This is a genomic window from Curtobacterium sp. MCBD17_032 (genome assembly GCF_003234855.1).
In the GTDB taxonomy this organism is placed as follows: Bacteria; Actinomycetota; Actinomycetes; order Actinomycetales; family Microbacteriaceae; genus Curtobacterium.
In genome coordinates this window covers 334455-347667 of record NZ_QKTO01000002.1, presented here as the reverse complement: position 1 = coordinate 347667, position 13213 = coordinate 334455, and the positions used below count along the sequence as shown (strand labels likewise).

Below are 13213 nucleotides of genomic sequence, written 5' to 3'. Positions count from 1 at the left end.
CTCCCGTCCGCCGTGTGCGGCGCCGCCTCCGCGGGGCGGTGGCCCACCGACACCGTCGTCGACGGGCCACCTCCGCGGAGACGACGCCTGACCGTCACGCGGAGCGCTGGAGGCGGTCCTGCTCGTCGACGGCGATCTCGACCGTGCGCGACGCGACCGGCCGCCCCAGGGCCCGGTACTCCCAGCCCGCTGCGCGGTACCGGTCGGCGTCGAGCGCGTGCCGCCCGTCGACGATGCGCCGGGTGTGCACGAGCGCGCCGAGGTCGTCCGGGTCGACGTCCCGGAACTGCTGCCACTCGGTGAGCAGCACCACGACGTCGGCGTCGATGACCGCCGCGGTCATGGACGGCGCGTACCGGAGCTCGGGACGGACGCGCGCGGCGTTCGCCATCGCCTCCGGGTCGTAGACCGTGACGATCGCGCCGGCCTCGCGGAGCATCCGGGCGACGTCGAGGGCCGGGGCGTCGCGGATGTCGTCGGAGTTCGGCTTGAACGCGGCTCCGAGCGCGGCGACCTTCTTGCCCGCCAGCTCCCCACCGGCCATCTCGGTGACCAGGTCCACGGTGCGCTGGCGTCGGCGGAGGTTGATCGCGTCGACCTCGTCGAGGAAGCGCACGGCCTGTCCCACCCCGAGTTCGTCGGCACGCGCCGAGAAGGCCCGGATGTCCTTCGGCAGGCACCCGCCGCCGAAGCCGAGGCCCGGCTTGAGGAACCGGCCGCCGATGCGCGTGTCGTGGGACAGCGCGCTCGCGAGGACGCTGACGTCCGCTCCGGTCGCCTCGCAGATCTCCGCCATCGCGTTGATGAAGGAGATCTTCGTCGCGAGGAACGAGTTCGCCGCGACCTTGACGAGTTCCGCCGTCGGCAGGTCCGCGACCACGAGCGGGGTGCCCTCGTCGAGGACCGGTCGGAACGCGGCACGCAGCTGCGCCTCGGCCCACGCCGACTCGACGCCGAACACGAGCCGGTCGGGGTGGAGCGTGTCCTGGACGGCGTAGCCCTCGCGGAGGAACTCGGGGTTCCACGCGACCTCGACGTCCGCACCGGCCGGGGCGACCTCGCGGACGACGTCGGCGAGGCGGGCCGCCGTGCCCACCGGCACCGTCGACTTGCCGACGACGAGTGCGCGGCGGGTGATGTGGCTGGCCAGGTCGCGGAAGGCGCGGTCCACGTAGGTGAGGTCGGCGGCGTTCGAACCGGGCTGCTGCGGGGTCCCCACGCAGACGAAGTGCACGTCGCCGAACTCGGCGACCTCCTGCATCGACGACGAGAAGCGCAGCCGTCCGGACGCCAGCGCCTCGGTCAGCTTCTCCGGCAGACCGGGCTCGTGGAACGGGACCCGTCCGGCGACGAGCGCGTCGATCTTGGCCGGGTCGACGTCGAAGCCGAGCACCTCGTAACCGAGGACGGCCATGGAGACGGCGTGGGTGGCGCCGAGGTACCCGGTGCCGATGACGGTGAGGCGGGGCTGTTCGGCGACGGGCGGGAGGTCCCGGGTCGGGATGGTGGTGACGGATGCGGACATGGTGGACGCTCGCTTTCGGGTAGCGGGGACTGGGTGGGACGCGGGGTGGTGGTGCCGCCGTGGTGGGCGGTGGTCGAGCCCGGAGGGTCGAGGGCGGTGGGGGCGGGGTCAGCCCGAGCAGGTGGTCGTGCTCAGCTCGTTCGTCCCGACGACGGTGTTGTCACACGACACCGTGTTGCCCTCGACGGGCCGGAAGGCGAACGCGACACCCTCGGGGTTGCCGAGGTCGACGGTGTTGTCGGAGAAGGTGTTGTCCGTGCCCCAGCCGGAGAGCAGCTCGTGCGTCTGGAACCCGTCGAGGGGCGAGTTGACACCGCGGTTGCCGGACACCGTCCATCCATTCCCCTTCACGTCGACCCACGAGTCGGCGTGGTTCTCCCCCTGCATGCCGGTGCCGTCGAAGGAGTTGTCGGCGAGCGTCCCGCCCGTCGTCCCCTCCTTGATGTCGACGTTCTCGGCCGCCGTGTCGGAGACGGTGTTCCCGGTCACGACGTTGCGGTCGCTCCGGTCCTCCTGGCAGTCCGAGACGCGGCACCAGTTGCTCTTCGAGGACCCGACGTAGATGCCCTCACCGAACTGGGGTTTGCGGAGCCCGGTCTTCGTGACGACGTTGCCGCTGACGGTGTTGTCGCTGCTGCCGGCGCGGAGGTGGATGCCCTCGTCGCCGATCTCGGTGACGGTGACCCCGTCGATGGTGGACTGCTGGACGCCGTCGAACATGACGCCCTTCTGCCCGTTGCGGACGGTGAACCCGGCGAGTTGCCAGTGCGACGCCCCGTCGAGGTGGAGGACGTACCCCTTGTCGGTGGTGCCGCCGTCGAGCACGGCGTCGGCGGGTCCGCAGAGCGTGATCGGCTGCGCGGCCGTGCCGGCGGCGGTGCCGGTGAAGGTGCCCGTGTAGGTGCCGGGTTCCAGGGCGATGACCTGGCCTGCCGCCGCCTTCGCGAGCGCCGACGTGAGCTGCTGGGCGGTCGAGACGGTCGTGGTCGCGTCCGTGGTGCACGAGACGTCGACGGGACGCGCCTCCGGGGCCGGACGCGAGGTCGACGTCGGTGCCGAGGTCGGCGCCGCGGACGGCGTGCTCGGGTCGGTCCACTCGGGCGCCGGGGTGCTCCTCGCGTCGCTCTGGGACGAGCGGGCCGTCGGTGCCGCGCGGGGTTCGCCGGCCGTGCTCGTCGCGACCCACACGCCGCCGACCACGACGGCACCGAGGACCACGCCGGCGGCGCCGACGACCAGGTGGGAGCGGAGTTCCTGCAGGGACGTCGCCATCGGTCAGCTCACCGTCCGCGACGGCGCACCGGGGGCTGCCGCGTGGGCACCCTGCAGCGTGGGGGCGGGCGGCAGGCCGAGCGTGGTCGGGTCGACCGCGCCCCGGGTGAAGCTCGAGAGCGGTGCGAGCTTCGCGTAGGGGTGCTCACCGTGCCCGGCACGACGGCGGCGACGGACGCCTCCGACCGCGGCGACCAGCACCACCGTGAGCAGCACGAGCCACAGCACGGTCAGGGGCTGGAAGACCGCTCGCAGCGTCACGAGCAGCGGCTTCGTCGAGTGCCACTGCACGGTCGTGTTCCCCTGCTGCACGGCGCCGTCGGAACGGGCCAGGTCGATGGCGCTCGGGCCGGAACCACGCACCGCGTTGTCCTCGATCTCGGTGCCGGCGGACGGCCCGACGGTGGTGACGCCGTGGACGCGCGCCGCGGTGATCGTGTTGTCCGTCACCGACGACGACGTGCTCTCGCGGAGGTAGACGCCGATCGCGGCTCCGTCCACCGAGTTCTCCGAGACCTCGGTCGCGGTCGGTCCGTCGAGCACGGCGATGCCGTTCTGCGTCGAGTCCTTGACGACGTTGTTCCGGATGACCACGTCGTCGGCGTCGTGCCGCACGACGATCCCCATCTCGTTCCCGGCCGCGGTCGACCCGCTGACCCGCACGTTCTTCCCGCCGATCACCTCGACGCCGTAGCGACCGTTGTCGGAGCTCGTGCTGTCGGTGAGGGCGTTGTTGCCGTAGGTGGTGGTCGGCATGCCGGCGGCGTTCGGACCGGCCGCCAAGCCGCTGCCGTTGAGGGTGATCCCGTTCCGTCCGTTGCCGGTCGCCCGGACCTGGCTGAACACGATCCCGGTGGACGCCCGCGTCATCTTCACGCCGTCCATGGCGTTGTCGGTCGTCCGGACGGACGTGAACGTCGAGTTCGTCACGTACCGGTGCAGCACCAACCCGTCGATCAGGGAGCGCTTGACGGTGGCGTCGGACATCGTCACGCCGTCGGCGCTCGTCAGGAAGAGCCCGAAGGCGTTCCCGTCGAACGTGACGTGCTGCACGAGCGCCGAGACGTAGCTGTACGAGCCCGCGTTCGCCGACCCCTCCCCGGTGCTGGGGAGCGCGCCGGTGGGCAGGATGGCGTTGCCGAAGACGTCCTTCGTCGTCCGCTTCGTCTTGCCCTCCTGGTCGCCGGACGCCCGGTCGAGGGTGGTCAGGTCGGTGCCGGTCAGGGAGACGCCGCCCGTCGTGCCGCTCCAGAAGCCGAGGTGCGAGAACGACGCGTACTGCAGCGTCGCGGTGCCGCCCTGCACCCGGACGTAGGCACGTCCGTCGGACGTCTGCGTGTCCACGGCCCCGGCCTGCGGGTCCCACGCGTCGATCGCGACCGGTGCCTTCGCGGAACCGACGACCTGGAGTCCGCCGGCCTGCGTCACGATCGACACGAAGCCCTCGTGGTTGCTCTCCAGGTGGATGCGCAGCCCGTCCGGACTCGCGAGCCGGAGCGTGGCGCCGTTCTCGACGACGATGTTCTCGCTGAGGAGCCAGGATCCGTCCGGCTGCTTCACGAACGTCGAGGGAGCGAGTTCGGTGAGGTCGTCGATCGTGTACGCGGCACCGCGTGCCACGAGCACGAGGGTGTACGACGACCCGGTGGCGAGTCGGTACGGCCGGGAGACGGCCAGGCCGCTCCAGCGGGCGGCGGACGCCAGTGCCCGCACGTTGTAGACCCGGTCGTTCTCGGCGGCGACGAGGCGCGCCTCCTTGTCCGGGTCACCGGCGTACGGACGTCCTGCGGTCGCCGTCGTGGCCCCGGTCGGCGTGGCGGCGACGGCTGCGGTCGGTGCCGCGGCCAGACCGGCGAGGACGAGTCCCATCCCGACCGCGAGCGCGGTCGTGCCCCGCAGCACCGCGCTGCGCACGGCGATCATGCTGCCACCGCCTGGTCGCCGGCAGCCGCGGAGGCCGCGACCGCACCCGGCTGGACGACGATCCCGGGCGCCGGACGGCGCGTCTCGGGGGCCGACTCGGGCTGCAGGGTGCGGGCCTGCTGCCCGTCGCCGCCGATCTGGTCGGCGTGCCGTGTGAGCCAGCCCTGCTTGTTCATGGTCACGAACGCGAACACCTTGATCGGCAGGGCGACCGCGATCACCACGAGGGCGAGCATCGGGAGCACCAGGAGGTCGAGCGGGTGGCGCTTGAGGTTCGAGGCGCCGCGCACGGCACGACCGAAGAGGAGCCACCCGATGGTGAACAGGACACCGATGGTGCTCAGCTCGAGCCTGCTGAAGAGCAGGTACCACATCGTGATGCCCATCGTCACGGGCGTCAGGATGATCTGGAGCACGGTGATCTTCGTCACGAACGGCACGCGCCAGACCCAGCCCTTCGCGATGGCCGTCAGGTACGTCCGGTAGGAGTTCCGGCTCCAGCGGATGCGCTGCTTGAAGAACGCCTTGCCGCTGGCCGGGAACATCGACAGCGCCTTCGCGGTCGACTGGTGCACGGTCCGGAAGCCGGACGCGATCACGAGCCAGGTGAGCCGACCGTCGTCGCCGGCGATGCAGCGCCGCCCGAGGAAGAACTCGTTCTCCAGGTTGTCGAGCACCGGCAGCACCGCCGATCGTCGGTAGGCCGCGGTCCGGCCGGACAGGATCGGGACGGCACCGGCCGCACCCATCGCCGGGACGTAGTTGAAGTACCGCAGGTTGACGAGCCAGTCCGCGATGATCCGCCAGATGCTCGAGTTCCGCTGGTACACGTTCTGCTGCGTGCCGACCCCGCCGACGCGCTCGTCGACGAACGGCATCTGCACGGCCTCGAGCAGCCCCGGCTCCCACGAGGTGTCGGAGTCCACGAGCACGAGCACGTCGTACTTCGCCCGCCGGATCCCCTCACCGAGGGCGCTGCGCTTGCCGACGTGGTGGAACAGGACCGGCACGATGGTCGGGTCGTCGAGGGCGACGATCCTCCGGTAGGCGTCGGTGTCCGCCACGTCGAGCACGATGATGATCTCGTCGGGCTGCTGCTCGCGCCAGCTCTCCAGGCAGCGGAGCAGGATGTCCGGGTCCTCGTGGAAGGAGGGGACGACGACCGATGTCGAGGTGCGGAACCCGTTGACGATCGGCTTCGCGCGGGCGGACAGCACCACGCGGTACACCCACAGCGCCCACACGATGATGCCGGCGATGCCGATGGGGAAGTACTTCAGGGCTTCGTGGCCGAAGGCGGCGACGTTGTCGAGCACCACCTGGGTCGATGTCTGTGACGCGAGGAGGACGAGCGGTTGCATGAGGTTCGGGTCCTTCGTGCAGGGTCGGGTACGGGCAGCGCGCAGCACGGCGAGGCGTCCGGTGCAGGGCGACACGGGACGCACGGAGGGTGGGCGGTGGTGGAGCCGCTCGGCGCGCCGGCAGACGGGCGAGCCACGCGGCGTCGCAGGGCGGGAGATCGACGTCCGGCTCGACTCCGAGCGGGACCGTCCCGCTGAAGGTAACTGTGGGCCTGCAGCCCCCACAAGGGGGGAAAACCGCACTGCTGGGTTGCGGGGATGCGGGAAGCCGCATCGGCCGACACAGCGCGCTCCCGGCTCGGCGCCAGCGGGGGTGCACCGGGCGGTCAGACCACGGGGTGGCCGATGAAGAGGGATGAGGGGTCAGGCCGCGGTCACCGTGACGCCCGCCGCCCGGAAGCGGTCGGCGAGCGCGCAAGATGCTGTCCGTCCGACGTGATCCGGCGGCGCTCGTCGCGGACGTGGCCGGATGACGGCCTGGAGGCTCGCTGCGCGCGGGTACCCGAGTCTCCAGGCCGTCAGTGGTCCGGCTCCGGTGATCGACCCTTGACGACCACTCGTCTCCCTGGCAGGGTCGGGCGCAGACGAAGGGGATGGCCTGGATTGCAAGCGACGTACCACCTCTCGTCGATGGAGCACGACCGATTCGGATCGGTGTTCCGGTGCGAGCTGGAGTCGCGAGTCGAACTCCCCGACGGCCACCACGCTCTCATCGTCAGGTGTGACCCACCGGCGCTCGGTCAGGACATCGGCTACCCCCAGGGGATCGCTCGACTCCTCCTCTGGAGCCGTTTCGAGGGGGACGACCTGTGGACCTTCCCGACCTTCCCGACCTTCCCGCAGTTCGTGCAGATCTGTCTCCCCGACGTCGACATCCCGGCCACGCGCATGCCGACCAGCATCGCTTGGGGTGAGCTCTACGCGACCGCGGCGGACGCGGAGGTGCAGTCCATGACCGAGCGTCCGCACACGCCGACTCCCTGACACGGACGATGCTGCAGCACGTGGCAGTCGCGACCCCCCGGAGGTCTGGGATGCGTCCGTCTTCCGGTGCGAGGTGGAACGGCCGATCGAGGTCCCGGACGGTCACGATCCGCTGCTGGTCAGCTGCGATCCGCCGGGGAACGGTCAGGAACGCGGCCACCCGCTCCGGTCTCCGCCTGCTCACGCCGGTACGTCTGCCTGCTGCGCCTCTCCGGGCCGGTCCCCAGCGGCGGAGCCCCGGTCGTCGACCGCCGCGAGGATCTCCTGCACGATGCGATGCGGTCCGCACGACGCTCCGCACGGCTGGCCGACGGTCACGCGAACCGGACGGCTCCGGACACCCGGCACGTGCGCGGCTGGTGTTGCGACTGTCCGCCGGCTTCGACGGTGATCAGTGAGGGCCGACCCATGGCGACACCCTGCCGCACCTGGAGGACGCCGCGCGGCAGGTCACCACTCGCCGCGAGGGCGAAGAAGAGCGCTGCGGCTGCGATCCCGGTGGCTGGGTCCTCCAGGTACCCGGATGCCCGCGGGAACTGCCGCGCTTCCACGTGCCCTTCCGTGATGACCGCGTAGGGGTACAGGCCCGTCGACCCCATCGCGATGCACGCACGTTCGACGGCGGCTGCGTGCGGTCGGAGTCCGCGCAGTACCGCGGTGCTGCGGAGGGGTAAGAGCGTCTTCGTCCGCGGCGCAGCAGCATTCGACGAGGTTCCGACGAGGTCGTCCGGGGTGAGGCCCAGCGCGGCAAGCGCCGGGCTCGGGTCGACCGGGTCGATCTGCTGCAGCGACTGCTCGAACCACCCACCGTCCGTGGTCGCTCCGGCCCGGACCGACCCTGCAGCGGTTGCGAAGACGTATCCGTCATCGGGTTGGGCACAGCCGCGGCGGTTCAGCAACCATGCGGTCCCGATGGTGGCATGGCCGCACATGCTCATCTCGTGGTTCGGTACCCAGTAGCGCAGCCGTCCGACGACCGGTCCGTCCGAAGACGACAGGAACGCTGACTCCAGCCCCGTCTCCTCCGCGAGCTCCTGCATCTGCTGGTCGGTGAACGTGTCCGCTTCCAGCACCACCGGGACTCGGTTCCCGCCGGCCTCACCCTCGGTGAAGACGGTGAGCATCTCGTGCTGGACTGTCATACGTCGTTCCTAGCAGCGCCACTCGTCGAGCGTCTCGCGGATGGAGTAGCCCACGATCCGTCGAGAGCAACTCGTCCTCGGCAGGGTCGTGCTCGGTGATGCCGATCAGCTGACACACAGCGTCCCGAGACGATGCCCCCTGCCCTGGATCCCGTCGATGGGCCGACCGCCCCGGGCTCCGCCTCCAGGATTCGAACCCGGACCTAACGGCACCAAAGGCCGTCGTGCTGCCATTACACCAAGGCGGAACGCCCCCGGAGGAGCCCGACCATCCTCCCATGCCTGCGATGGCGCCAGGTCGCAGGCCGCCTGCCGAGTGTCGGCCGGCACCGCTCCATTGCTCGGTCGTCGTGTCCGCTGTCTCCCGTAGGTTCGTGACGTGTACAGCACCAGGCTCCGATGGTGGCAACGCCCACGTCGACTCCCGCCGACGTTTCCGCACTTCCTCGAGGCGAGCGCGTTCTCGGTCCGACCGCCGATCTCCGGCGACGTGGCGCTGATCAACGAACTCAAGGGGATGGTGGGTGCAGTCCTCGTCGCGACCGCGGTGGCGCTCCTCCCGCTCCAGACCCTGTCGCCGTCCCCCTTCGCGACGGCCGGCCAGTTGCTCAGTGTCATCCTCGCCGTGGTCGGAGGGATCATGGCCTTCCACCTCGTACCGCACGCGCGCGTCGGGACGGCGTTCCGCGCGTCGGATGCCGTGTCCATCACCGTCTTCTGGACTGCGAGCCTCGCGAGCGTCGCGATCGGCCTGTTCGGGGCGGTATCCCTCGCATCGACGGCGAAAGGACCGCTACAGGATCTCCTCGGCGCAGATGACGTCGAGCCGGCGGTTCTCACAGGCGTGAGCATCGCCTCGGCTGCGATGTCCCTCGGCACCCTGGCGATCGGCCTGCAAGGTCGCTTCACGCAGTACATCGGAGTGACGAGCTTCCGTCGCGGGAGCGCCTTCCTGCCTGTTGCGGTGATCTCGGTCGTCGCATCCGGCTACCTCGTCGCGATCAGCATGCTCACAGTGCAAACCGGCGTACTCGCCACCACCGTGCTCGTCAGCACCGTGGTCGCGATCACCACGGCGACTTTCGGAGCCCTTCGGGGAGCGCTCCGCTCGATACGCACGACACGGAACGATCTGATGATCGCCATCGATGATCTGCAGGTCGCGCTGCGTGGCGACGACGAGGCCGAACTCCTCCGATGCACCCTTGCGTTCAACCGAGCCTATTCGGGCCGAACCGCCCTGCGGCATCCGCTCGTCACCGCCTCCGTACGGTCAGCCCTCGACATCGTGGTGGTCCGCGCAGTGGGCGCTGATCTCGGGGATCACTCCTGGATGTCCCAGCACCCGAGCCCGGTCGTACGCGACCTCAGGCCGAAGGACGCCCGCGTTCTCCTCAGCGAGGGAAGCAGTCTGGTCCGCGCTCACCTCGCGGCCCTGGACCGATGACCTGAGCGACCGTGCGCCGCCGCCCGGAGCGAGTACGGCTGGTCGTGCGCTGCCGATCCACGCCATGATGGACGGATGCCGCCAGAGGACGAGGTCGACCGGATCGTCGCGGCGTGGGGACGGGAGCGCCCGGACCTGGACGTCACCCCGCTCGACGTGCTGTCGCGGGTCGACCGGCTCGCCCGGCACCTGGACCGCGCCCGGCGGCAGGCGTTCGAGGCGGGTGGGGCGGAGCCGTGGGAGTTCGACGTGCTGTCGGCGCTCCGGCGGGCGGGGGCGCCGTACGAGCTGAGCCCGAAGGCGCTCATGCAGCAGACCCTGGTGTCGAGCGGCACGATGACGAACCGGGTGGACCGGCTGACCGCGCGCGGCCTGGTCGCCCGGCGGACGGACCCGCGGGACGGTCGCGGCGTCCTGGTGACGCTCACCGACGCCGGCCGTGCTGCCGTGGACGCGGCGATCGCCGACCTGCTGCAGGCCGAGCGGGACATCCTCGCCGGTCTGTCCGCGGGTGAACAAGACCAGCTCGCGGGCCTGCTCCGCCGCCTCATCCTCGGCCTCGGCGACTGAGCCGGCCCGTCAGACCCCCAGCTGCCCGTCAGACCCCGAGCTGCTCGGCGACCTCGAGCCAGCGTTCCTCGAGCTGCTCGACCTCGGCGTCGAGGTCGGCGAGCCGCCCCTGCAGCGTCCCGAGGCCCTCGTAGTCGGACTGGTCGTGCGTCGCGAACGCGTCGAGCAGCTTCTTCCGGTCGTCCCCGAGCTTGGCGATCCGCCGGTCGAGGGCCGACATCTCCTTCTCGACGGTGCGGCGCTCGGAGCCGGACAGGGTCGGCACACCAGCTTGAGCCGAGCCGCTCCCCGCTGCCGGTCGCAGCCCCGAGGCGGCGGCGACCGCGGATGCGCCGGCGGTGTCGGGCCTCCCGGCCGATGCGGCGGCAGCCGCCGACGCCGTCGTGCCACCGCTGCCGGAGGCGCGCAGACGCATGTACTCGTCGACGCCACCGGGCAGGTGCCGGAGGTGTCCGCCGAGCACGGCGTACTGCTGGTCGGTGACGCGCTCGAGCAGGTACCGGTCGTGCGACACGACGAGCAGCGTGCCCGGCCAGGTGTCGAGCAGGTCCTCCATCGCGGCGAGCATGTCGGTGTCGAGGTCGTTCGTCGGCTCGTCGAGGATGAGGACGTTCGGCTCGTCGAGCAGGATGAGCATGAGCTGCAGGCGGCGCTTCTGCCCGCCGGACAGGTCCCTCACCGGGGTCGAGAGCTGCTCGGACGTGAAGCCGAGGCGCTCGAGCAGCTGGGACGGCGTCATCTCCTTGCCGTCGGCGACGTAGCTGGTCTTCTTGCGGGCGACGACCTCGCGGACCCGGTCGTCGGCGTACTGCTGCAGGTCGGCGAGCTGCTGGTCGAGCACCGCGATCTGCACCGTCTTGCCCGTCTTCACCCGGCCCGTGGTCGGCTGGAGCTTCCCGGAGACGAGGTTGAGCAGTGTCGACTTGCCGGCGCCGTTCGGGCCGAGGATGCCGGTCCGCTCCCCGGGGGCGATGCGCCACTCGACGCCCTCGATGATCATCGTGCCGTCGAAGGACACGCCCGCGTCGATGAGGTCGACGACGTCCTTGCCGAGGCGCGCGGTCGCCATCTGGGACAGGGCGACGGTGTCGCGGATCGGGGGGACGTCGTCGATGAGGGCGTTGGCCGCGTCGATGCGGAACTTCGGCTTGCTCGTCCGGGCGGGGGCGCCGCGTCGGAGCCACGCGAGCTCCTTGCGCGCCAGGTTCTGCCGGCGCTGCTCGCTCGACGCGGCCTGCCGGTCACGCTCGACGCGCTGCAGGATGTACGCCGCGTAGCCGCCCTCGAAGGGCTCGACGACGCCGTCGTGCACCTCCCAGGTGTCGGTCGACACCGCGTCGAGGAACCACCGGTCGTGGGTCACGACGACCATGCCGCCCTGGTTCGACGACCAGCGGCGGTTGATGTGCTCGGCGAGCCACTGGATGCCCTCGACGTCGAGGTGGTTCGTCGGCTCGTCGAGGAACAGCACGTCCCAGTCGCCGACGAGCAGGCGCGCGAGGGCCACGCGTCGACGCTGCCCACCCGAGAGTTCGTCGACCGTCTCGTCCCACGGGATGTCCGACACGAGCCCGCCGATGACGTCGCGGATCTTCGGGTCACCGGCCCACTCGTGCTCGGCGAGGTCCCCGACGACGACCTGTCCGACGGTCATGCCCTCGGGCAGGACGTCGCGCTGGTCGAGGTAGCCGATCGTCACCCCGCGGCGGTGCGTCACGCGACCGGCGTCCGGCTCGAGCCGCTGCGCGAGGAGGGCGAGGAGCGTCGACTTGCCGTCGCCGTTCCGCCCGACGACGCCGATCCGGTCACCCTCGTCGATGCCGATGGTGACGCTGTCGAAGACGACGCGGGTGGGGAACTCGAGATGCACGTTCTCGGCGCCGAGGAGATGAGCCACCTGACCAGGGTAGGCGGGCGCGGGGGCGCTCGGCGCCAGGGCCGGGGCCGGCGGGGCCGGCGGGGCCGGCGGGGCCGGCGGCCCGGCGGCCGGCGCCGCCCGGGCTTCGGCGGCACGAGCCGGATCGACCCAAGGGCATCCCGTTCGAACCACGGATTCCCGTGGTTCGGCCCGGATGTCGTTGTGCGGGTCCGCGCGGCACCGGGTCCGCGCGACACCGGGTCCGCGCGACACCGGGTCCGCGCGGCGCCGGCTTCGTCCTGGAGGCTCGGCTCAGCTCGCGGGGCTCGGGTCGCCTTCGCCGGCCGCTTCCTTCGCCCGCTTCAGGCGCGCTTGGGCCTCCCAGTACTCGATCTCACGTTCGAGCTCGGCGAGTTCCTGCTCCGTGCCGGAGATGCGCTTGTCCCCGTGTGCGACCTTGGCCGCGCCGAGCGTGGCGTACCCGTCCTCGTGCCGCCTCGGTTCGACGTACCGGCCGTGGTTCCGGGAACCGGCGCTCCAGTCGTGGCCGATGGCGAACCACACGATGCTGCCGACGAACGGCAGCAGGATCACGAGGATGATCCAGGCGACCTTCGGCAGACCCCGCACCTCGATGTCGGCCCGCGTGATGATGTCGATCAGGGCGAACACGAGCAGGACGACGCTCACGCCGGACAGCAGGATTCCCATGGTCCGGATACTAGGGAGTCTCGAGGTGACCCCGCTACGCCCGTGTTCGTGGGTCGATCCCGCGGCCGGACGCCTCGACCTGACCGGTCAGTGGTGCGTCGCGGCTGCCTCCCACGGCGTCGGTGACGACCGGAGCGCTCACCGACGGGTACGCCGCGCCGAGCCGTCGACGCGCGCGAGCGCCTCGGGTCACGGAGACGACGACCAACACGAACGCGACGCCGATGACGACCAACGCGACGACGAAGTGGGCCTGGTGTGCCTCGCCCCGCGGCAGCACGACGAGCCCGACGACCCCGACCAAGAGCGCGACCAGACCGAGGCCGAGGCTGCAGTTCGTCCACGGCGTCACCCGGAGGAGCGACTACTCACGGGCGAGCACGCGTTCGGCGTCCTCGTCGGCTGCGGCCCACCGTCGGG

General features: G+C 71.1%; 11 protein-coding genes and 1 tRNA gene. 3 read left to right on the top strand and 9 right to left on the bottom strand.

Annotation, left to right across the window (positions count from 1 at the left end):
• Positions 1-94: 94 nt before the first annotated feature.
• From DEI91_RS04655 to DEI91_RS04640, 4 genes are all read right to left on the bottom strand, one after another.
• Entirely contained in the window at positions 95-1525 is a 1431-nt protein-coding gene (locus DEI91_RS04655; protein WP_111051142.1) for a UDP-glucose/GDP-mannose dehydrogenase family protein, read from the bottom strand.
• A gap of 108 nt (positions 1526-1633) precedes the next feature.
• Positions 1634-2797 carry a nitrous oxide reductase family maturation protein NosD gene (locus tag DEI91_RS04650; RefSeq protein WP_111051141.1) on the bottom strand — a complete coding sequence of 388 codons (1164 nt, stop codon included), beginning with the start codon at positions 2795-2797 and terminating at the stop codon, positions 1634-1636.
• A gap of 3 nt (positions 2798-2800) precedes the next feature.
• Positions 2801-4720: a right-handed parallel beta-helix repeat-containing protein gene (locus tag DEI91_RS04645; protein ID WP_111051140.1), complete on the bottom strand. Its 1920-nt coding sequence runs from the start codon at positions 4718-4720 to the stop codon at positions 2801-2803.
• A complete protein-coding gene (locus tag DEI91_RS04640) occupies positions 4717-6081 on the bottom strand; it encodes a glycosyltransferase (protein ID WP_111051315.1) in 1365 nt (454 codons plus the stop codon). The genes DEI91_RS04645 and DEI91_RS04640 overlap by 4 nt, the downstream gene beginning before the upstream one ends.
• Positions 6082-6711: 630 nt before the next feature.
• Between DEI91_RS04640 and DEI91_RS04635 the strand changes: the two genes are divergently transcribed.
• Positions 6712-7065 (top strand): hypothetical protein, encoded by a 354-nt coding sequence (locus DEI91_RS04635; RefSeq protein WP_111051139.1) that lies wholly within the window; start codon positions 6712-6714, stop codon positions 7063-7065.
• Between the two features lie 314 nt (positions 7066-7379).
• Here DEI91_RS04635 and DEI91_RS04630 read toward each other — a convergent pair whose 3' ends face one another.
• Positions 7380-8207: a PhzF family phenazine biosynthesis protein gene (locus DEI91_RS04630; protein WP_111051138.1), complete on the bottom strand. Its 828-nt coding sequence runs from the start codon at positions 8205-8207 to the stop codon at positions 7380-7382.
• Between the two features lie 176 nt (positions 8208-8383).
• Positions 8384-8455 (bottom strand) — tRNA-Gln (locus DEI91_RS04625).
• A 131-nt stretch (positions 8456-8586) separates the two neighbouring features.
• Here DEI91_RS04625 and DEI91_RS16190 point away from each other — a divergent pair.
• Both DEI91_RS16190 and DEI91_RS04610 read left to right on the top strand, forming a co-directional pair.
• Positions 8587-9654 carry a hypothetical protein gene (locus DEI91_RS16190; RefSeq protein ID WP_181439479.1) on the top strand — a complete coding sequence of 356 codons (1068 nt, stop codon included), beginning with the start codon at positions 8587-8589 and terminating at the stop codon, positions 9652-9654.
• A 75-nt stretch (positions 9655-9729) separates the two neighbouring features.
• Positions 9730-10224 (top strand): MarR family winged helix-turn-helix transcriptional regulator, encoded by a 495-nt coding sequence (locus DEI91_RS04610; protein WP_111051135.1) that lies wholly within the window; start codon positions 9730-9732, stop codon positions 10222-10224.
• 28 nt (positions 10225-10252) lie between these two features.
• Here the strand turns inward: DEI91_RS04610 and DEI91_RS04605 are convergent, their stop codons facing one another.
• The 3 genes from DEI91_RS04605 to DEI91_RS04595 form a co-directional block, all read right to left on the bottom strand.
• Positions 10253-12121 (bottom strand): ABC-F family ATP-binding cassette domain-containing protein, encoded by a 1869-nt coding sequence (locus tag DEI91_RS04605; RefSeq protein ID WP_111051314.1) that lies wholly within the window; start codon positions 12119-12121, stop codon positions 10253-10255.
• Positions 12122-12394: 273 nt separating this feature from the next.
• Positions 12395-12793, bottom strand: coding sequence for a PLD nuclease N-terminal domain-containing protein (locus tag DEI91_RS04600; RefSeq protein ID WP_111051134.1), 399 nt, complete (start codon positions 12791-12793; stop codon positions 12395-12397).
• A gap of 34 nt (positions 12794-12827) precedes the next feature.
• Positions 12828-13145: a hypothetical protein gene (locus tag DEI91_RS04595; RefSeq protein WP_111051133.1), complete on the bottom strand. Its 318-nt coding sequence runs from the start codon at positions 13143-13145 to the stop codon at positions 12828-12830.
• Between the last annotated feature and the right edge of the window lie 68 nt (positions 13146-13213).

Coding starts and splice junctions, on each gene's coding strand:
- DEI91_RS04650 (WP_111051141.1), bottom strand. CDS start 2,797: ATGGCGACGTCCCTGCAGGAACTCCGCTCCCACCTGGTCGTCGGCGCC.
- DEI91_RS04655 (WP_111051142.1), bottom strand. CDS start 1,525: ATGTCCGCATCCGTCACCACCATCCCGACCCGGGACCTCCCGCCCGTC.
- DEI91_RS04635 (WP_111051139.1), top strand. CDS start 6,712: ATGGAGCACGACCGATTCGGATCGGTGTTCCGGTGCGAGCTGGAGTCG.
- DEI91_RS04645 (WP_111051140.1), bottom strand. CDS start 4,720: ATGATCGCCGTGCGCAGCGCGGTGCTGCGGGGCACGACCGCGCTCGCG.
- DEI91_RS04640 (WP_111051315.1), bottom strand. CDS start 6,081: ATGCAACCGCTCGTCCTCCTCGCGTCACAGACATCGACCCAGGTGGTG.
- DEI91_RS04630 (WP_111051138.1), bottom strand. CDS start 8,207: ATGACAGTCCAGCACGAGATGCTCACCGTCTTCACCGAGGGTGAGGCC.
- DEI91_RS04600 (WP_111051134.1), bottom strand. CDS start 12,793: ATGGGAATCCTGCTGTCCGGCGTGAGCGTCGTCCTGCTCGTGTTCGCC.
- DEI91_RS04610 (WP_111051135.1), top strand. CDS start 9,730: ATGCCGCCAGAGGACGAGGTCGACCGGATCGTCGCGGCGTGGGGACGG.